General features: G+C 60.6%; 19 protein-coding genes. 8 read left to right on the top strand and 11 right to left on the bottom strand.

Going from position 1 to position 17,591, the window contains the following annotated elements:
- Positions 1 to 83: 83 nt before the first annotated feature.
- Positions 84 to 1,772: a long-chain-fatty-acid--CoA ligase gene (locus EKH79_RS02610; protein WP_126672225.1), complete on the top strand. Its 1,689-nt coding sequence runs from the start codon at positions 84 to 86 to the stop codon at positions 1,770 to 1,772.
- Positions 1,773 to 1,847: 75 nt separating this feature from the next.
- On the opposite strand, the gene EKH79_RS02605 is transcribed toward EKH79_RS02610, so the two are convergent.
- Complete coding sequence (locus EKH79_RS02605; protein ID WP_233590143.1) at positions 1,848 to 2,234, bottom strand: PilZ domain-containing protein; 387 nt, start codon at positions 2,232 to 2,234, stop codon at positions 1,848 to 1,850.
- A gap of 726 nt (positions 2,235 to 2,960) precedes the next feature.
- Between EKH79_RS02605 and EKH79_RS02600 the strand changes: the two genes are divergently transcribed.
- The 4 genes from EKH79_RS02600 to arsC are packed head-to-tail and all read left to right on the top strand — an operon-like array spanning position 2,961 to position 6,692.
- Positions 2,961 to 3,884 carry a segregation and condensation protein A gene (locus EKH79_RS02600; RefSeq protein ID WP_126672224.1) on the top strand — a complete coding sequence of 308 codons (924 nt, stop codon included), beginning with the start codon at positions 2,961 to 2,963 and terminating at the stop codon, positions 3,882 to 3,884.
- Between the two features lie 50 nt (positions 3,885 to 3,934).
- Positions 3,935 to 4,843, top strand: coding sequence for an SMC-Scp complex subunit ScpB (gene scpB, locus EKH79_RS02595; protein ID WP_126672223.1), 909 nt, complete (start codon positions 3,935 to 3,937; stop codon positions 4,841 to 4,843).
- Positions 4,840 to 6,318 (top strand): pseudouridine synthase, encoded by a 1,479-nt coding sequence (locus EKH79_RS02590; protein ID WP_126672222.1) that lies wholly within the window; start codon positions 4,840 to 4,842, stop codon positions 6,316 to 6,318. The genes scpB and EKH79_RS02590 overlap by 4 nt, the downstream gene beginning before the upstream one ends.
- A 29-nt stretch (positions 6,319 to 6,347) precedes the next feature.
- Positions 6,348 to 6,692 carry an arsenate reductase (glutaredoxin) gene (arsC, locus tag EKH79_RS02585; RefSeq protein WP_126672221.1) on the top strand — a complete coding sequence of 115 codons (345 nt, stop codon included), beginning with the start codon at positions 6,348 to 6,350 and terminating at the stop codon, positions 6,690 to 6,692.
- Between the two features lie 17 nt (positions 6,693 to 6,709).
- Here arsC and EKH79_RS02580 read toward each other — a convergent pair whose 3' ends face one another.
- From EKH79_RS02580 to rlmE, 3 genes are all read right to left on the bottom strand, one after another.
- Positions 6,710 to 7,312 carry a DUF2239 family protein gene (locus EKH79_RS02580; RefSeq protein WP_126672220.1) on the bottom strand — a complete coding sequence of 201 codons (603 nt, stop codon included), beginning with the start codon at positions 7,310 to 7,312 and terminating at the stop codon, positions 6,710 to 6,712.
- Between the two features lie 145 nt (positions 7,313 to 7,457).
- On the bottom strand, positions 7,458 to 9,395 hold the full coding sequence (gene ftsH, locus EKH79_RS02575; RefSeq protein ID WP_126672219.1) for an ATP-dependent zinc metalloprotease FtsH: 1,938 nt from the start codon (positions 9,393 to 9,395) through the stop codon (positions 7,458 to 7,460).
- Positions 9,392 to 10,042 carry a 23S rRNA (uridine(2552)-2'-O)-methyltransferase RlmE gene (gene rlmE, locus EKH79_RS02570; protein ID WP_126672218.1) on the bottom strand — a complete coding sequence of 217 codons (651 nt, stop codon included), beginning with the start codon at positions 10,040 to 10,042 and terminating at the stop codon, positions 9,392 to 9,394. Before rlmE ends, ftsH begins: the two co-directional genes overlap by 4 nt.
- Before the next feature lie 74 nt (positions 10,043 to 10,116).
- On the opposite strand from rlmE, the gene yhbY reads away from it, so the two are divergent.
- A complete protein-coding gene (gene yhbY, locus EKH79_RS02565) occupies positions 10,117 to 10,413 on the top strand; it encodes a ribosome assembly RNA-binding protein YhbY (RefSeq protein WP_126672217.1) in 297 nt (98 codons plus the stop codon).
- Between the two features lie 9 nt (positions 10,414 to 10,422).
- Positions 10,423 to 10,800, top strand: a complete 378-nt coding sequence (locus EKH79_RS02560; RefSeq protein ID WP_126672216.1) for an Mth938-like domain-containing protein — start codon at positions 10,423 to 10,425, stop codon at positions 10,798 to 10,800.
- On the opposite strand, the gene EKH79_RS02555 is transcribed toward EKH79_RS02560, so the two are convergent.
- The 4 genes from EKH79_RS02555 to surE form a co-directional block, all read right to left on the bottom strand.
- On the bottom strand, positions 10,801 to 11,691 hold the full coding sequence (locus tag EKH79_RS02555) for a peptidoglycan DD-metalloendopeptidase family protein (RefSeq protein WP_126672215.1): 891 nt from the start codon (positions 11,689 to 11,691) through the stop codon (positions 10,801 to 10,803).
- 76 nt (positions 11,692 to 11,767) lie between these two features.
- Entirely contained in the window at positions 11,768 to 12,376 is a 609-nt protein-coding gene (locus tag EKH79_RS02550; RefSeq protein WP_126672214.1) for a YqaA family protein, read from the bottom strand.
- A complete protein-coding gene (locus tag EKH79_RS02545) occupies positions 12,376 to 13,071 on the bottom strand; it encodes a protein-L-isoaspartate(D-aspartate) O-methyltransferase (RefSeq protein WP_126672213.1) in 696 nt (231 codons plus the stop codon). The genes EKH79_RS02550 and EKH79_RS02545 overlap by 1 nt, the downstream gene beginning before the upstream one ends.
- 1 nt (position 13,072) lies before the next feature.
- Complete coding sequence (gene surE, locus EKH79_RS02540) at positions 13,073 to 13,864, bottom strand: 5'/3'-nucleotidase SurE (RefSeq protein ID WP_126672352.1); 792 nt, start codon at positions 13,862 to 13,864, stop codon at positions 13,073 to 13,075.
- A gap of 167 nt (positions 13,865 to 14,031) precedes the next feature.
- Here surE and EKH79_RS02535 point away from each other — a divergent pair, with 167 nt between their 5' ends.
- Entirely contained in the window at positions 14,032 to 14,577 is a 546-nt protein-coding gene (locus EKH79_RS02535; RefSeq protein WP_126672212.1) for a Smr/MutS family protein, read from the top strand.
- 3 nt (positions 14,578 to 14,580) lie between these two features.
- Here the strand turns inward: EKH79_RS02535 and truD are convergent, their stop codons facing one another.
- From truD to eno, 3 genes are all read right to left on the bottom strand, one after another.
- On the bottom strand, positions 14,581 to 15,606 hold the full coding sequence (gene truD, locus EKH79_RS02530) for a tRNA pseudouridine(13) synthase TruD (RefSeq protein ID WP_126672211.1): 1,026 nt from the start codon (positions 15,604 to 15,606) through the stop codon (positions 14,581 to 14,583).
- Between the two features lie 70 nt (positions 15,607 to 15,676).
- On the bottom strand, positions 15,677 to 16,006 hold the full coding sequence (ftsB, locus tag EKH79_RS02525; RefSeq protein ID WP_126672210.1) for a cell division protein FtsB: 330 nt from the start codon (positions 16,004 to 16,006) through the stop codon (positions 15,677 to 15,679).
- 281 nt (positions 16,007 to 16,287) lie between these two features.
- On the bottom strand, positions 16,288 to 17,586 hold the full coding sequence (gene eno, locus EKH79_RS02520; RefSeq protein WP_126672209.1) for a phosphopyruvate hydratase: 1,299 nt from the start codon (positions 17,584 to 17,586) through the stop codon (positions 16,288 to 16,290).
- Positions 17,587 to 17,591: the final 5 nt, after the last annotated feature.

The raw sequence follows: 17,591 nt of genomic DNA, 5'->3' as shown, positions 1-17,591 counted from the left end.
ATGCTCCAATGCCTCGTCGGCATCTTGCCTGATGCCAGTCAACGTCACCATCCGCCTGTCTACATTGGAGCTTGGAATCGAACATGAGCAATCAGCGTCCATGGCTGAGTCACTATCCGGATGGCGTACCTGAAGAGATCGACATCAATCAATATTCCTCCGTTGTCGCGGTCTTGGACGAAGCGTTCGAGCGTTACCGCCAGCGCGTTGCGTTCACGAATTTCGGCAAGGGCCTGACCTACGGGGAGATCGACAAACTCAGCGCGCAGTTCGCCGGCTATCTGACCGGTGAGCTGAAGCTCAGCAAGGGCGATCGCATTGCGATCATGATGCCTAACGTCCTGCAGTACCCGATCGCGCTCTTCGGCGCGCTGCGCGCCGGCATGATCGTGGTGAATACCAACCCGCTCTACACCGCACGCGAACTGAAACATCAGCTTATCGATTCGGACGCGCAGGCCATTGTGGTGCTCGACAACTTCGCCGCCACGCTGCAGCAAGTTGTGGCGGAAACCGGCGTCAAGCACATCATCACCACTGGCACCGGTGATCTTGTCGGCCTCAAGGGCGCAGTGATCAACTTCGTCGTCAAGCACGTCAAGAAGATGATTCCGCCGTACCAGCTGCCGCATGCCGTGCGCTTTGAGGAAGCGCTCCGCCGCGGTGCGAGTCACCCACTACCCAAGCCCACGGTGGTGCATGACGACGTTGCTTTTCTTCAGTACACCGGCGGCACGACGGGCGTGGCGAAAGGCGCGATGCTTACGCACGGCAACATGATCGCCAACATGCTGCAAGCCGGCGCGTGGTTCGGTTCGAAGATCAAGCCCGGCGAAGAAACCATCATCACCGCGTTGCCGCTGTATCACATCTTCGCGTTGACCTGTAATTGCTTCATCTTCTTGCGCTTCGGCGGACGTAGCGTACTGATCACCAATCCGCGCGACATGCCGGCGTTCGTGAAGGAGCTGAAGTCGATTCGCTTCACCGCCATCACCGGCGTCAATACGCTGTTCAACGGATTGTTGAACACGCCAGGCTTCGACGAGATCGATTTCTCGCCGCTGCGCATGAGTTTCGGCGGCGGTATGGCTGTGCAGCGTGCGGTGGCCGAGCGGTGGGAAAAACTCACCGGTTGTGCGCTGATCGAAGGCTATGGCATGACCGAAAGCTCGCCCGTCGCCACGATCAATCCCATGGTGGATGGCGCGCGCTTCAACGGTTCGATCGGCCTGCCAATTCCGTCCACGTCCATCAGCATCCAGGACGAAGACGGCAAACAGCTGGCTCTCGGCGAAGTCGGTGAAATCTGCATCCAGGGCCCACAGGTCATGAAGGGCTACTGGAACCAGCCCGGCGAGACGGCCAAGGTGCTGAGCCCCGATGGCTGGCTGCGCACTGGCGACATCGGCCGCATCGACGATTCGGGTTTCGTCTACATCGTCGACCGCAAGAAAGACATGATTCTGGTATCCGGTTTCAACGTTTATCCGAATGAAATCGAAGATATCGTCATGAAGTGCCCTGGCGTTGCCGAAGTGGCTGCCATCGGTATTCCCGATGAGCACTCGGGCGAAGTAGTGAAAATCTTCGTGGTGAGGAAAGATCCGGCGCTCACGGAAGAAAAGCTCAAGGAGTACTGCCGCGAAAACCTGACGGGGTACAAGCGCCCGAAGGTCATCGAATTCCGCGATGCGTTGCCCAAAAGCAACGTGGGCAAGATCCTGCGCCGCGAATTGCGCGACGAGAAGAAGGCCGTTGCGGCACATTGAAGCGTGCTTCCTGAAGACTGAAACAAAAACACCCCGCTTCTGACGGGGTGTTTTTTTATGCGACGACGATGGCGCTTATTTGTGCGGCGGCTCTTCGTCGTGCCACATCTCGAGGATATCCGCGTAGCCGCCCAGCAGATTCCAGAGCGGCACCTGCTTGTCTTCCGGGATCATCGTGTACGCGAAACCAATGTGCTTCTCCGACAGGCGCGCGACTTTCGCTTCCAGGTGAATGTGCAGGTCATGACCGAAGATCATGTCCAGCACCCAGCTCTCGCCCGCCTGACCGCCCCAGTTTCGCGGACGGCGCAGCAATACGCCCGTCGCAGAAATGTCGATCAGGTCTGTGGGATGCGACTCGTCTCCGTGACTCATCAACACCGTGGTTTTGATGCGCATGCGCGCGGGGCGCAAATGCTCGCTATCGGAACCGTCCATGGCGTCACCACCCATTGTCGTCATGCCTTTCATCTCCCTCCCGCGCGGTGTTGCCACCACACGCCTGCCCCTGTATCGCAACGATGCCAGATGCCTTCCATCGGCAAAGGTGACACTGTTTTCCCATACCGGCACACCTGCCGATACCCCGGTTAGCTGCGTATCATGAAGCAAGGCACATGCCACTGCTACAACTACGTTTCACGCAGAAATGACGTGTATTTCAAAGAATCGCCGGGCAGGTCGATAGACGTAGTAGGTCACAAGTTGCCGCGCGGCGCATGAATGCAGCATCGGCGCAGCAAACAAACCCCTACGGGAGCTGAAGCCCTTGCTGGACATGCCGTCGTACTGCCGCTAATCTGTAACCCGCGTGTGGAACCACACATGGATACCCGCCGGGAGCCCCGGTCGGGGTGGCTTCCACCCGATGCATTCAGCCGACTTTACGAATCGCGGGCGACGCCGGCGGCGTCACGCTTGGTTCCTGCCTGATCGTTACCCTGTCACGACTCTGGCGCCAGCGACCGCCCACCTGACCGAACCCGCGTAGCGCGGCTTCATCGGGACGTTGATCAAGCGGGAAACCCGCAAGCCTTGGCTGAGCATCGTGGATATCGGATTTAAGGGAATGGCCTTATCAACCAGGCATTCCGGGCATGAACCTCCTCCGGTTAGGGTCGGGATAGGTTTTGATCGTCAACAGAACGAATTGCCAGCCCATGCCGGGCGGCCCAACGACATGCATTGATGAGCACTGAGCCAAACGAGTCTCAGCCTATACAAGCAACGCAAGACGCGTTTGCGGGGGTTCCCCAGCAGCAGGAAATGCCGCTGGCAATCGTGCGCGGCGAGCGCATCCTGCAGATGCCGCAGGATCTGTACATTCCGCCGGATGCCCTGGAAGTCATTCTGGAAGCATTCGAGGGACCGCTGGATCTTCTGCTTTACCTGATCCGTCGGCAGAACCTGGACATCCTCGATATTCCGATTGCCGAAATCACCCGGCAATACATGGAATACATCGACATGATGCGCGATGTGATGCGTCTGGAGCTGGCTGCCGAATACCTGTTGATGGCAGCGATCCTGGGCGAGATCAAATCGCGCCTGCTGCTGCCAAGGCCACCGACGGAAGAAGGCCTGGAAGAAGACCCCCGCGCGGAGTTGGTGCGGCGCTTGCAGGAGTACGAGCGGTTCAAGAAAGCCGCGGAGGACATCGAAGCCCTCCCCCGCATGGAACGCGACACGGTAGCCGTGCAGGCCGACACCGGCGAGCGCAACGTCATCAAGCTGCCGCCGCCGCTGGACCTCAAGGAAATGCTGCTGGCCCTCAAGGATGTGATGCATCGGGCCGAGTTGTTCGGGCATCACGCCATCAAGCGCGAGGCGCTGAGTGTGCGCCAGCGCATGGGCGAGTTGCTCAGCCGTCTGGACGACGACCAGTTTCACCGCTTCGAAAGCCTGTTCGATGTCACCGAAGGACGGCTTGGCGTGGTGGTGACCTTCCTGGCCATGCTGGAGCTGGCCAAGGAGTTTTTGATCAACATCGTGCAGGAAGAACCGCTGGCTGCGATTTACGTCAAGGCCAACGCCAACTCGGCCGAAGAAGAAGCCGAATTGGCCGCTGATGATGATGCGTTCGACGAACAGAATTCCGCGTCCGGCACCTAACAAACCGGCACCCATACAAGCGCAACCCGCCATGGACCGATCCTAAGGTTATGCAGATCGACCAACTGAAACCGATTATCGAAGGCGCCCTCCTCGCCGCCAGCCAGCCATTGAGCGTCGCGCAACTTAGCGAGCTGTTCGTGGAGGAAGACGACGTCGACCGCGCCCAGATCGCCATGGCGCTGGAGCAGCTGGCCGAAGCGTGCGAAGGCCGCGGCATCGAGCTGAAGGAAGTGGCTTCCGGCTTCCGTTATCAGGTTCGCCAGGACGTGCACCCATGGGTGTCGCGCATGTGGAGCGAAAAGCCGAGCCGTTACTCGCGCGCATTGCTCGAAACGCTGGCGCTGATTGCTTACCGCCAGCCCATCACGCGACCGGAAATCGAACAAATCCGCGGCGTGGTGGTCTCATCCAACATCATCAAAACGATGGAAGAACGCGAATGGATCCGCGTTGTCGGCCACCGCGACGTCCCCGGCAAACCGGCGCTGTTCGGCACCACCCGTGCCTTCCTCGATTACTTCAACCTCAAATCGCTGGACGAACTGCCCTCGCTGGCGGAAATCCGCGACCTGGAAGACCCGCAGCTTCGTCTGGATGACGATCCGTTCCCGCCGCGCGTCGTCCGCGACCTTCCGATCGATCCCGATGCGGAAGAAGCCGACGAGCTCGAAGCGCACGACGAGCAGGAACATGCGGAACATGAAAGCACCGAACAAGAACATCTCGAAGAAGAACTGAGCGAACACGAGTCGGAAGCCCCGCACGACGAACATCAGGCCGACGGCGCCGAATCGCAGCACCACACCGAAGAAGACACCGAACATCATCACGACGAACCCGCGAACGACGCGGATGCAAACGTCGAAACCCATCTCACCACTGCCGACGAGGCAGCGGATAGTGCGGACGCCGAAGACGGCTCTGCCGAGCAAGACACCAAGGAGTACCGCGCATGAATGCGCCACAAAAATCCGTATTGAGCCTCAAACGCGCCGCGCCGCCTGAAAACGCGCCCGCCATCGAAGAACGCCTGCACAAGGTGCTCGCCAACGCCGGTCTCGGCTCCCGCCGCATGCTGGAGCAACGCATCCAGGCCGGCGAAGTGGAAGTAAATGGCGCCGCCGCCAACATTGGCGCGAGCGTCCGCGCTGGCGACCGCGTCGTCATCGATGGCAAGCAATTCGTCGTAAGCACCGACAGCCGCGACGACGCCGAAGTATTGGTCTACCACAAGCCCGAAGGCGTGGTGACCACCCGCGAAGATCCCGAAGGTCGCCCCACCGTGTTCGAACAGCTGCCGCGACTCAAAGGCGCGCGCTGGGTCGCCGTGGGCCGTCTCGACATCAACACCACCGGTCTTCTGTTGCTCACCACCGACGGCGAACTCGCCAACGCGCTGATGCATCCGCGCAGCGGTCTGGAGCGCGAGTACCTGTGCCGTGTGCACGGTGAAGTGCCGGATGAAATGATCGAAAAACTGAAAGCCGGTGTGGAACTCGAAGACGGCCCCGCCCGTTTCGACGAAATCGCCATCATCAGCCGCGGCGGCAGCCATAGCTGGTTCCGTGTGGTGATCCGCGAAGGCCGTAATCGCGAAGTGCGCCGTCTGTGGGACTCGCAGGGTTTCCTGGTGAGCCGGCTCAAGCGCATCCGTTACGGCAACATCGAACTGCCGCGCATGCTACGTCGCAGCGATTGCGAAGCGCTCAACGAAGAGACGGTGAAGGATCTGCGCAAGATCGCCGGCCTCGGCGCACCGCAACCGGTGTTGACGCTGAGCCCGGTACTGCATCAGCGCCGCGCACCGCGCAATGTCACCGAATATCGCCCCGAGAAAGGCGCCGGTACATCGTGGAGCGGCGGTTATCAGGACGAAGCCCGCGAACTGCGCGCATTCGATCGCATTCGCGAAGAGCCGACGCGCGGCAAGCAACAGCAACGTCGCCGTGGCGCCAACCCGAATCGCGAAGTGAACGGCAACGTCGACAGGCCGGATCGTCCGAAGGGACCGAATCGGAACAATAAAAAGCGCGTTGCGCCTGGTCAGGAACTGCCACCCGCACGCACCTGGTTTGCGGGCGAAAGCCGCGAAGGCGGTCGTCGTCATGGCGGTGGCAATCCGTCCGGCAACCCGGCGGGCAATCGTCGCGGCGGCGGTGCAGGCGCTGGTGGTGGTTCCGCTCACGCCAATGCAAATCCGTACGGCGGTTTCGGCGGCGGTAACGCCAACCGTAACAGCCGTGGTGGCCGTCCTGGCGGCGGTGATCGTCCCGGTGGCAGTCGTTCCGGGGGCGCCGGTCGTCCGGGTGGTGGCGGTCAGGGTCAAGGTGGTCGCCCACAGGGTCGTGGTGGCAATCGCCCGCAAGGCGGTGGTCGTCCTCACGGTGGTGGTCGTCCCGGTGGCGGCGGAAATCGTTCGGGCAATCGTTGAGACGTGCAGCGCTTTAGAACGCACGAAGCATGATTCGCATCTACCACAACAGCCGCTGCTCGAAATCACGCAGCGCACTTGCGCTGCTTGAAGAACACGGCCAGCCGTTCGAGATCATCAACTATCTCGAAACGCCACCAAGTGCCGGCGAGCTGAAAGCATTGTTGTCACAACTTGGTATCCCGGCGCGGCAGTTGCTGCGCACCGGCGAAGATGTCTATGAAGAACTGCATCTGGACGACGCGTCGCTTGACGACAACGCTTTGATAGATGCGATGACCAAACACCCTCGCCTGATCGAACGACCGATTGTCGTTGCTCATGGCAAAGCGGTAATCGGTCGGCCACCGGAAAAAGTGCTCGACATTCTCTAGACCGACCGCGCTTTCGATCAGGCATTGTCACAATAAGCCAACCACGCCGCATGAGTGCGTACGTCGACGGGCCACGCAGCGATGCGTTCGTTGAACGTGGATGTGTCGTTCGCAAACAAAGCACGGCTTGCCTCTTCAAAACCGGGCATATCGCCGGCCATGGCAGACATGAAGTAATACGCACGCTCTTGTGCTGCGCGCGTGCCATCGCGTTCGCTGTTCGTGCGGCGCGCTTCGTCGACGAGCTTGCGCAACGCGACGGATGAACCGCCGGGTTGCGCAGCCAGCCATTCCCAATGACGTGGCAACAGCGTTACTTCGCGTGCAATCACACCCAACTTGGGGCGCCCTCTTCCGCGCGACTCCGTTGCGTCGGGCTTGGCGTCATCTGCGCCATCGAACGCATCGTTGGTAGCGAACCGGGCTAGCACATCCGCATCGGTGCCCCGCGTATCGATATCGATAGATCGGCCCGTACGGTCATCGAAAATAAGAACCGGGTCGTTGGAACCGGCTTCCACAGCGTGCTTTACAGCGAGTGCAACGGCGGCCAACGGACCCGATTTGATAAGCCGATGACCCTGAAAGCTGGAGTACGTATGCGCGAGAACGGGATTCATTGCGGACAGCCATGGTCGGGCGGGTAAATAAATAATACCCGGATGAAATTGTGATATCAATATTACCCGGGTAAATATTTTGTATCCCAACAAAAAAGCCGCCCAAGGGCGGCTTTTCTTTTAGCTGGATACTGCTCTTTGGAGATCAGACCCGGTTCTGCGTAGCCGGATCACCCACCTTGGCTCCTGCATCGCCACGCGGCGGCGGAGGCGGCACGGAGGAACCCGACGATGACGTCTTGGACCAATCCGCCGGCGGCCCGGGAACGCGGCCATTCATGATGTCGTCGATCTGGCGCGCATCGATCGTTTCGTACTGCAACAGCGCATCGGCCATCACATGCAGCTTGTCGATGTTATCGGTCAGGATCTGCTTGGTGCGGCTATAGGCGTGATCGAGGATATCGCGCACCACCTCATCGATCTTGTGCGCGGTCTCGTTGGAGACGTTCTTATGTTGGGTCACGGAGCGGCCCAGGAACACTTCGTCTTCTTCCTCACCGTAGGTGACCGGGCCGAGTGCGTCGGACAGACCCCACTTGGTGGCCATGTTGCGCGCCATCTTGGTCGCACGCTCGATGTCGTTTGAAGCACCGGTGGTGACCTTGTCGTTACCGAAGATGATTTCCTCGGCGACGCGGCCGCCATACAGCGAACACAGCTGCGATTCGATCGCAATCTTGTTCATGCTGTACTTGTCGCCTTCCGGCAAATACATGGTGACACCCAGCGCACGACCGCGCGGGATGATCGTGACCTTGTAGACCGGGTCATGTTCGGGCACGAGGCGGCCGACAATCGCATGGCCTGCTTCGTGATAGGCGGTGAGTTTCTTCTCGTCTTCGCTCATGGCCATCGAGCGGCGCTCGGTGCCCATCAAGATCTTGTCGCGCGCCTTGTCCATGTGGCTCATGCGCACTTCACGCGCATTCTCGCGTGCGGCAAACAAGGCCGCCTCGTTAACGAGGTTGGCAAGGTCCGCACCGGAGAAGCCCGGCGTACCGCGAGCGATAACCATCGGATCGACATCGCTCGCAGTCGGCACCTTGCGCAGATGCACTTTGAGGATTTGCTCGCGACCTTTGACGTCCGGCAGGCCGACCACGACCTGGCGATCGAAACGACCCGGGCGCAGCAGCGCAGGATCGAGCACGTCCGGACGGTTGGTAGCAGCGATGACAATGATGCCCTCGGTGCCTTCGAAACCGTCCATCTCGACCAGCAACTGGTTGAGCGTCTGCTCACGTTCGTCGTGACCGCCGCCCAGACCCGCGCCGCGATGACGACCGACCGCATCGATTTCGTCAATGAAGATGATGCAAGGCGCGTGTTTCTTCGCCTGATCGAACATGTCGCGGACGCGCGAGGCGCCCACGCCGACGAACATTTCGACGAAGTCCGAACCGGAGATCGAGAAGAACGGCACTTTCGCTTCGCCGGCAATCGCCTTGGCGAGCAGCGTTTTACCGGTACCGGGCGGACCGACCATCAGCACGCCGCGCGGAATCTTGCCGCCCAGGCGCTGGAACTTGCCCGGATCGCGCAGGAATTCGACGAGTTCGCCAACTTCTTCTTTGGCTTCGTCGCAGCCGGCGACGTCGCTGAAATTGACCTTGACCTGATCTTCGCCCTGCAATTTCGCACGCGAACGGCCAAAGCTCATCGCTCCACGTCCGCCACCGCCCTGCTGCATCTGGCGCATAAACCAGATGAAGACACCGACGATGAGGATCACCGGCAGCCAGTTAACCAGCAGACCGATCAGTGAGAAGCCTGTGCCGGAATCCTGCGTGACTGTCACGTTCTTGTCCTGCATCTGCTTGACCACCGAGTTGGTGGAGAAGCCGAGCACAGGGGCGACCGTGCGGTAGTTGCTGCCGTCCTTCAGCTTGCCGCTGATGGTGGCGGGGTTTTCCGCGCTGATGGTAGCGGTCGAAACGTTGCCGCTATCCACACTCTGCACAAAGCTGCTGTATGGCAGGTCCGAGGAGGCGCCACCACGCGGGTTGAAGCTCTGGAAGACGGTGATAAGCACCACCGCTATCAACAGCCAGAGCAACAGGGTTTTCCATGTCTCATTCATGCGCGGTTCTCGCCATTTTGCCGGCCACCCGGTCGGAACCCGGTAGCCAGCGCGTATACCTCACGCGAACGCGCGCGTGAGGCCTTCGGTTTACGCATGCTCACGCGCGAGAATTCCGCACGCAAGCTTCGCAAATAATCGTCAAAGCCCGTTCCCTGGAATAGCTTGATTAGAAACGCTCCACCAGGTTTGAGCCAGTGCCGGCTGAAATCAAGCGCGAGCTCCGCCAAGTCCATCGCCCGAATTTGATCGGCCAGTGCCACACCACTCATATTGGGGGCCATGTCCGACAGCACAAGATCGAGCTGTTGGCCGTCCAAGCGCGATTCCAGTTCACGCAAGACGCTTTCTTCACGGAAGTCGCCTTGCAGGAAATCCACCCCGCCAATGCCCTGCATCGGCAGGATATCCAGCGCCACCACGGTACCACTATCGCCCAGGCGCTGACGAACCAATTGCGACCAGCCGCCGGGGGCCGCCCCCAGATCGACCACCCGCATGCCGGGCTTTAGCAGGCGATCGCGATCGATCAGCTCTTCCAGCTTGAAAACGGCACGCGAACGCAGACCCTCGGCCTGGGCCTTTTTGACGTAGACATCGTCGAAATGCTCCCGTAACCAGCGGGAGCTGCTTTTGCTGCGGGACATGCGGCCACGGCCGGGAAATGGGGCTGACATGATAACCTTTACGATCCCCTCGCCGCGAATCCGAGACTGAACGCATGGCCATTTCCCCCTCGCAACAGCGCTACCTGCGTAGCCTCGCCCACGATCTGCACCCGGTGATTCTGCTGGGCGCCAAGGGCGCGACCGAGGCTGTCGTCAAAGAACTGGATCTGGCGCTCTCTCACCACGAGTTGGTGAAGGTGAAGCTGTCGGGCGGCGACAAGGACGAGCGCGACGAGCAGATCAAATTCCTGATCGACGGCACCCGCGCGGAAAGCATCCAGCAGATCGGCCATATCGTGGTGCTGTTCCGCCGCAACGAGGAAGACCCTCGTCTGGCGCTGCCGCGCTGAGTCATCGTCATGGACCTGTCGCTTGATCGGCCGGAAGGCTATTTATTCGTTCGACGCGTGGCGCCGCATGCCATCACGGTGGTCGATCGCGAGCTGAAGACCAGTTTCATCCTGTCGCCCGAACGCGCCATTGAAGACTGGCCGGTTTCCAGCGCTGCCCATCTGGACGAAGGCCACGTCGAAAACGTGCTCGAACTGAAACCGGAGTTGGTGCTGCTCGGTACAGGCACGCGTCAGTACTTTCCGCCCGCGGCATTCATGGCCGGCTTTCTTCGCCGCGGCATCGGCATCGAAGTGATGGACAACGCAGCGGCTGCGCGCACCTATGACTTACTGGCAAGCGAAGGGCGCCGCGTCGTCGCGGCTTTCATTCTTCCGACAAGTTGATCAGCGGCTAGGCAAATAATCGAGCGGATCGACGGGGCTGCCGTCCTTGCGAATCTGGAATTCCAGTTCATCGCGCGACGAACCGCTTGATCCCATTTCAGCAATTTGCTGCCCGGCTTTGACTTGCTGCCCTTCCGTCACAAGTCGTTTGCGGTTGTGGCCATAAGCAGACAGCAGACTGTCGTTGTGCTTGATGATCACCAGCTCGCCATAACCGACTAGACCGTTGCCGCTGTAAACCACTACACCATCGGCGGCTGCGACGACGGGATCGCCTTCCTTGCCCGCAATATCGATACCGGGAATGGCCGCACTGCTTTGGAATCGACCCACGACCGAACCTGATGCGGGCCAACGCCACTTCACACCGCCCGCTGCGCGCGAGCCACCGCTTGCTGCGATGACAGGCGTTGCGGCCGGTGGGGGCGTCGGCGGGACAGCCGGCGGCGGTGCCGCAGACACTGCAGGCGCGACGGTCGCCGGATGCGCCGGCGGTGGAACCGGTGTTGTTACGACAGCGCCCGGGGTGACACTCTGGAAACCACCACTTGGCGGTGAAGGCGGCGGCGGAGGTATTGACGGCGGCGGTGCCTTGGCGATGACAGGCGGTGGATTGCGCGGCGCGTGCCCCGACAATGCCAACACCTGCCCCGGCCAGATCGTGTACGGCGCGGCAATGCCATTCATCTGCGCCAGCTGACGGAAGTCCATCCCATTGCGAAAAGCGATGGAATAAAGCGTGTCGCCTTTTACAACGGTATAGCTGTTACCCGGTGCGCTCGGGTGCACAACCGGTGGCGGGCTGAAAGGTCTGGCGGGTGGCTCTTGCACCACGGTCGTAGTGCATCCGGCCACGAGTAATGCCATCGAGATAGCGGCAGACGATCGCATCAATCCATTCATGGCATGAGCATAGCGGGGACTGAGAGCGTTTTCATACGGGTCCGCCGCACGCGCCAGCATGTATTCAGTGCCGCAACAGCCACCAGGCTCCCAGCGCAACGAGCAACGCGAGCGCCACCCATCCGATCCATTCGATGTTCTTGTGCAGGATGCGCTCGGCGCGTTCGCCAAAAAGACGAACCAGCAACGCAAGCAGCCACACGCGCTTGCCACGACCGAGCAGGATGCAAACCAGGAACGGAATGATCGGCACGCCGACAATACCCGACGCCCACGTGACGAACTTCATCGGCACGACAGGCTGCAACGCTGCCAGCATCAGCACGAGCAACATCTCGAGCCAATGCTGATTCATCTCGGTGCGAAGACTTTCGACGCCGCGCTCAATCGAATCGTAGAGATGCAGCGATTGCAGCACGGGCGTGAGTGCATGAAATGCCCAGTGCCCCAACGCATAACCGACCAGTGAGCCGAGCAGCGAAAAAAGCAGGCTGATATTGGCGTAGAAAAACGCGCGATGCCGTTTTCCCAGCATCATCGGCGCCAACATCACTTCCGGCATGATCGGAAAGATGAAGGCTTCGATGAAGCTCAGTCCGCACAGGTAATAAACCGCTCGGGGATCGCGCGCCCAGACCAGAACACGCGCGTAAAGCTTTCCAAAAAGTTGCATTAGCCGATGCCACCCAGCAAAGGAACGAAACTGACTGACGCGAGTTCTTCCTGCACAAAATCGCCTTTGCCGTCACCGCGCATGCGGATCAAGGTCTGACTGCTGGGTGAGCCAACCGGTGCGACTAGCACACCATCGGGGCTTAGTTGATCGAGCACCTGCGTGGGAATCGCATCGCCCGCTGCGGTCAGAATGATGGCGTCGAACGGGGCTTCGGCCGACCAGCCGAGTTTGCCGTCATCGTGCCGCGAACGAATGTTCTCGATACCGAGTTGGCGGAAACGGCGGCGTGCCTGTCGCAGCAACTCTTCGATGCGCTCGACCGTATAAAGCTGCGGCACCAAACTGGCCAGCACCACGGCCTGATAACCCGAACCCGTGCCGATCTCCAGCACTTTCTGCGGACGCCCGGATTTGGCGTCGAAGGGCTCAAGCAACGCCTCGGTCATGCGCGCGACCACCCACGGCTGCGAAATGGTCTGACCGTGACCAATCGGCAACGCGGTGTTCTCGTAAGCGCGCGAGTGCAGCGCCTGATCGATGAAGTGATGACGCGGAAGATTGCGCATCACATCCAGCACACGCTTGTCCTGGATGCCCTCTTCTTTCAATTTGGCGATAAGGCGATCGCGCGCGCGCTGGGATGTCATCCCCTCGCCTTTCAGTGCCGACGGTGGAAGCGGATGCACGGCCATCTCAAGCTGCCTTTCCGTCGGGGTTGCTACTCATGCCATCACTGAGCGTATGCACCCAGCTGCTGACTTTCTCCAGCGCCTGGAAACGCGTGAGATCAACGTGGATCGGCGTGACGGAAATGAAGCCGCGGTGCACGGCGTGGAAATCGGTGCCGGGACCTGCGTCATCGACATCGCCTGCGGGGCCGATCCACCAGATCGTTTTGCCGCGCGGATCGGTCTGCTTGATACACGGCGCGGAGCGATGGCGTTTGCCAAGGCGCGTCACTTCGAAACCTTTAATTTCTTCCCACGGACGATCGGGCACGTTGACGTTGAGAATCGTGTCGGCCGGAAGCGGATCGACGAGCAGACGTTCCATCAGCAGCAGCACCGCTTTGGCAGCGGAATCGTAGTGCTCGCCCTTGTGATCCTTGCTGACGAGCGATACAGCAATCGCCGGCAATCCAAGGAAACGCCCTTCCATCGCCGCCGACACCGTGCCGGAATAGATCACGTCGTCGCCCAGGTTGGCGGAGTTGTTGATGCCCGACACGACGATATCCGGCTCGTAGTCGAGCATGCCAGCCAGCGCCAAATGCACGCAGTCCGTCGGTGTGCCCGCGACGCGGTAATAACCGTTATCCATGCGTAGCGCGCGAATCGGCGCGTCGAGCGTCAAAGAGTTGCTTGCTCCGGAACGATCGCGATCCGGAGCTACCACCGTAACCTGGCCGACCGCACCAAGGCGTTCGGCGAGCACGCGGATGCCCGGTGCATCCACGCCATCGTCGTTGCTGACAAGAACTCGCATCATGATCCGTAGAAAGCCAATGTTCGACGTGCGGCCGCAAGGCGAATCCACACGTTCCCCGAACCTTGGAGTCTAACCGAGCGGACCGGCGGTTTCACCGCCATACACCACGCAAGTTCTGGCCGAACCCATACCGGAGCGGTTTCGCATTCGCTAGGATGATTTCCATGAAACGCCGCCCGCCCGCCACGGTTAGCGACGACGATAGCCGCCTGTTCCGCGACGCTATCGGCGACGTGCGCAAACTTGACCCCGTCGCACCGCCGCCTGCGATGCCCAAACCCGAGCCGCACCCGTACATGCTGGAAGCGGACGAGGCCGCCGTGCCCGGCGAGTTGCTGGATATGACCTTCGATCCGGCGCTGATGGAAGTCGGCGAGGAATTGAGCTACCTGCGCGACGGCTACCCGCCGAAATTGCTGCGCCATCTAAAACGCGGTCAGTACAGCGTGCAGGACGAGATCGATCTGCATCACATGAATGCCTCGGCGGCGCAGTCAACGATCGCCACGTTTCTGGCCGAGGCATCGGAGCGCGGATTGCGGTGTGTGCGTATCGTTCACGGCAAGGGCTTGCGCTCCAAAGCAGCGGGCCCGGTGTTGAAAACGCTGACGGATCGATTGCTGCGCCGACGTGATGATGTGATTGCGTTTGCATCCGCACGCCCGACGCAGGGCGGCACCGGCGCCGTCGTGGTATTGCTCAAGGGTTGATTGCTAGCCGATCAACTCACGCGCGACGACGGTTGCGTAAGCGCCTGCGGGCAACTCAAACGCGAGCTCCAGCGTTTCGTCGTCCAGCCAGCGCCACCGCAAGTCTTTGGGCATCAGGCGTAACGGGCGACGCTCCTGTTCCATTCGAGCTTTGGCCAAGCCTTCCACCAAATCGTTGTTGGCAGCACCAATGCTGCGCTCCAGATCGCCCGCTTCGGCAGCGGTCGGCGGTTCGCCATCGCCCCAAAGCGGGCCGGAAGGATGAATATCCCCTTGCGCTAGTCGTGCGGCGAGCTTTTCGTCAAACGGCTCGGGTCCGAACCACGAGCGAGAACCCGCCAACGACCAGATTTCGCCTTCAAGCGGTTTATCCCACGCATCGCGCTCAGCACGTGCGGCCAGGACGCTATTGAAGATATGCGAACGTGCGGCAGAGAGAAGCATCGACCGCTTGTCGCGATCCACGCGACGGCCTGCGAACATCGCACGCGCCTGCGCAATATTTCCGCCTTCGCGGCCAAAGCGTTGCTCGCCGAAATAATTCGGAACCCCGCGCGTGGCGATGGCATGCAGCACTTCTTCGGCGCGCGCTTTATTGCCACTGACATCGCGTAACACCAGCACGAAACGATTGCCGCGCAAAGCACCGCGCTTGAGCTTGCGTTTGTGTCGTGTCGCCGCGAGCACCTTCACCTCGTCGTGCGGAAAAGCACTCCAGTCGGGGTCGGCTTTACCGGGCAATTGCACGGTGAATGCTTGGCGCGTGACGGCGTGGCGATCTTTCAATCCTGCATAACCGACATTGAGCGGCGGAACGCCTGCAAAACGTGCCAGCTCCTTCGCCACCCAATCGGTGTTGGCGCCGCGCTTTTCGACCCAAAGCAAGGCATGCTCGCCCTCACCGTCGGCGTCGTAGCCGAGGATTTCATCGACGCGAAAATCTTCAGGGGTGCGGCGGAGCTCTGCCTTGAGTGGCGGTGTTCCGTATGCGTGGGGCAATTCGATGTCGGTAGCGGATGGGTCGGACATTCGGCTCGATCGGTTTCAGTGGCGGCGTTATGTACGGTGTGTTGCCGGTCGCAACGACACCACGATCGAATCAATTGCCGCTGCTTGCAGGAGTCGCAGGTGCAGCGGCGCTTGAACCGTTGGCGGGTTTCTCGACCACCTGATAGAAGGTCTCACCCGGCTTGATCAACCCCAGCTCCGCACGCGCACGCGCCTCGACGGCCTGCTCACCGTGCTTGAGATCGTTCACGTCGGCAGCGAGTGCCTGATTGCGCTGGACCAGCTTGTCGTTTTCGTCGCTCTGCTTTTTCACGGCAACGCGCAAGCTGGCCACCTCGGACATGCCGCCGTGACTGGACCACAGTTTCAGCTGCAGTCCAATCAGTATCAGCAGCAGGATCAAGGCGACCCAACGCAACATGATCAGAGCCTGAGTAGGGTTTCGGCGTAGCCCGCGTTGCCACGGTGCGGCCGACAGGTGGTGGTGCGCGGCGCAGCGCTTGCCTGGCTGGCAAGCCAAGCCGCGCGCTGCCGCATGACGGCCGCACCGTGGCAACCCGAAGGGCCGGATCTGTTTGCCCGCCGGGCTGCGTCCTCACTCAGTTGTGTATCGACATACACGCCTTCGTTCCTCCTTGCCCGCCAGGCAAACAGATCTCGGCGCGGGCCACGCCGAAACCCTACTCAGGCTCTTGCGCTACCTCAGCCGGGCAAGTGAGACAGATTCGGGAACGCGTTGCGGCCAGCATAGCGCGCCGCGCCGCCCAACTGTTCCTCGATGCGCAGCAACTGGTTGTACTTGGCCACGCGGTCGGTGCGACACAGCGAACCGGTCTTGATCTGAGTGGCCGTGGTGGCGACCGCGATATCGGAAATGGTGGTGTCTTCGGTTTCGCCCGAACGGTGCGAGACGATTGCGGCGTACTTGGCGGCGTCGGCCATGGCGATGGCTTCGAGCGTTTCCGACAGCGTGCCGATCTGGTTGACCTTGATCAGGATCGCGTTGGCGATCTTCTTATCGATGGCCTCGCGGAAGATCTTCGGGTTGGTGACGAAGATATCGTCGCCTACCAGCTGGATCTTGTTGCCGATCTTGTCGGTCAGCAGCTTCCAGCCGTGCCAATCGCCTTCGGCCATGCCGTCCTCGATGGTGACGATCGGGTACTGCTGCGCCCAGCTGGCGAGCACATCGACGAACTGTTCCGGGGTATAAACCTTGCCCTCGCCTTCCAGATCGTACTTGCCGTCCTTGAAGAATTCGGAGCTGGCGGCATCGAGACCAAGCAGGATCTCGCTACCGATCTTGTAACCGCTCTTGTTCACCGCTTCGAGAATGGTGTCGAGGGCTTCGATGTTCGAGCGCAGGTTCGGTGCGAAGCCACCTTCATCGCCAACTGCCGTGTTGAGGCCCTTACCTTTAAGCACGCTCTTCAACGTATGGAAGATTTCGGTACCGGCGCGCAGCGCTTCGGAGAAGCTCGGCAGACCGACCGGCAGGATCATGAATTCCTGCACGTCGACGTTGTTGTCGGCGTGTGCACCACCGTTGATGATATTCATCATCGGCACCGGCAACACACCCGGCTTGCCGTTCGACAGGTACTTCCACAGCGGTTCTTTGCGCGAGGCGGCTACCGCGTGTGCAGCAGCCATCGATACGCCGAGCAGCGCGTTGGCGCCCAGGCGGCCCTTGTTCGGCGTACCGTCGAGATCGATCAGTTTTGCGTCGAGACCTTTCTGATCCGCCGCGTCGAAACCCTTGAGCGCATCGGCAATCGCACCGTTGACGTTCGCCACGGCGTTCTTCACACCCTTGCCCTGGTAACGCGACTTGTCGCCGTCGCGCAGTTCCACCGCTTCACGCGTGCCCGTCGAGGCACCACTGGGAACGGCCGCGCGGCCGAATGCGCCATCGGCCAGGATCACATCAGCTTCGAGCGTGGGATTACCGCGGGAATCGAGAATTTCACGGGCATGGATGCGAGTGATTTGGTTGCTCATGGCCA

Origin of the sequence: Dyella dinghuensis, assembly GCF_003977615.1 — a bacterium.
GTDB classification, from domain to species: domain Bacteria; phylum Pseudomonadota; class Gammaproteobacteria; order Xanthomonadales; family Rhodanobacteraceae; genus Dyella_B; species Dyella_B dinghuensis.
This window is presented reverse-complemented; position numbering and strand designations above follow the sequence as displayed.

Bases quoted from the DNA above. Each gene is read 5' to 3' on its own strand.
- ftsH (WP_126672219.1), bottom strand. From the start codon at position 9,395: ATGAATGAGACATGGAAAACCCTGTTGCTCTGGCTGTTGATAGCGGTG.
- EKH79_RS02605 (WP_233590143.1), bottom strand. From the start codon at position 2,234: ATGACGACAATGGGTGGTGACGCCATGGACGGTTCCGATAGCGAGCAT.
- yhbY (WP_126672217.1), top strand. From the start codon at position 10,117: ATGGCCATTTCCCCCTCGCAACAGCGCTACCTGCGTAGCCTCGCCCAC.
- EKH79_RS02600 (WP_126672224.1), top strand. From the start codon at position 2,961: ATGAGCACTGAGCCAAACGAGTCTCAGCCTATACAAGCAACGCAAGAC.
- ftsB (WP_126672210.1), bottom strand. From the start codon at position 16,006: ATGTTGCGTTGGGTCGCCTTGATCCTGCTGCTGATACTGATTGGACTG.
- arsC (WP_126672221.1), top strand. From the start codon at position 6,348: ATGATTCGCATCTACCACAACAGCCGCTGCTCGAAATCACGCAGCGCA.
- EKH79_RS02535 (WP_126672212.1), top strand. From the start codon at position 14,032: ATGAAACGCCGCCCGCCCGCCACGGTTAGCGACGACGATAGCCGCCTG.
- EKH79_RS02545 (WP_126672213.1), bottom strand. From the start codon at position 13,071: ATGGCCGTGCATCCGCTTCCACCGTCGGCACTGAAAGGCGAGGGGATG.
- EKH79_RS02580 (WP_126672220.1), bottom strand. From the start codon at position 7,312: ATGAATCCCGTTCTCGCGCATACGTACTCCAGCTTTCAGGGTCATCGG.
- EKH79_RS02550 (WP_126672214.1), bottom strand. From the start codon at position 12,376: ATGCAACTTTTTGGAAAGCTTTACGCGCGTGTTCTGGTCTGGGCGCGC.
- truD (WP_126672211.1), bottom strand. From the start codon at position 15,606: ATGTCCGACCCATCCGCTACCGACATCGAATTGCCCCACGCATACGGA.
- scpB (WP_126672223.1), top strand. From the start codon at position 3,935: ATGCAGATCGACCAACTGAAACCGATTATCGAAGGCGCCCTCCTCGCC.
- rlmE (WP_126672218.1), bottom strand. From the start codon at position 10,042: ATGTCCCGCAGCAAAAGCAGCTCCCGCTGGTTACGGGAGCATTTCGAC.
- EKH79_RS02555 (WP_126672215.1), bottom strand. From the start codon at position 11,691: ATGCGATCGTCTGCCGCTATCTCGATGGCATTACTCGTGGCCGGATGC.
- eno (WP_126672209.1), bottom strand. From the start codon at position 17,586: ATGAGCAACCAAATCACTCGCATCCATGCCCGTGAAATTCTCGATTCC.
- surE (WP_126672352.1), bottom strand. From the start codon at position 13,864: ATGCGAGTTCTTGTCAGCAACGACGATGGCGTGGATGCACCGGGCATC.
- EKH79_RS02610 (WP_126672225.1), top strand. From the start codon at position 84: ATGAGCAATCAGCGTCCATGGCTGAGTCACTATCCGGATGGCGTACCT.
- EKH79_RS02590 (WP_126672222.1), top strand. From the start codon at position 4,840: ATGAATGCGCCACAAAAATCCGTATTGAGCCTCAAACGCGCCGCGCCG.
- EKH79_RS02560 (WP_126672216.1), top strand. From the start codon at position 10,423: ATGGACCTGTCGCTTGATCGGCCGGAAGGCTATTTATTCGTTCGACGC.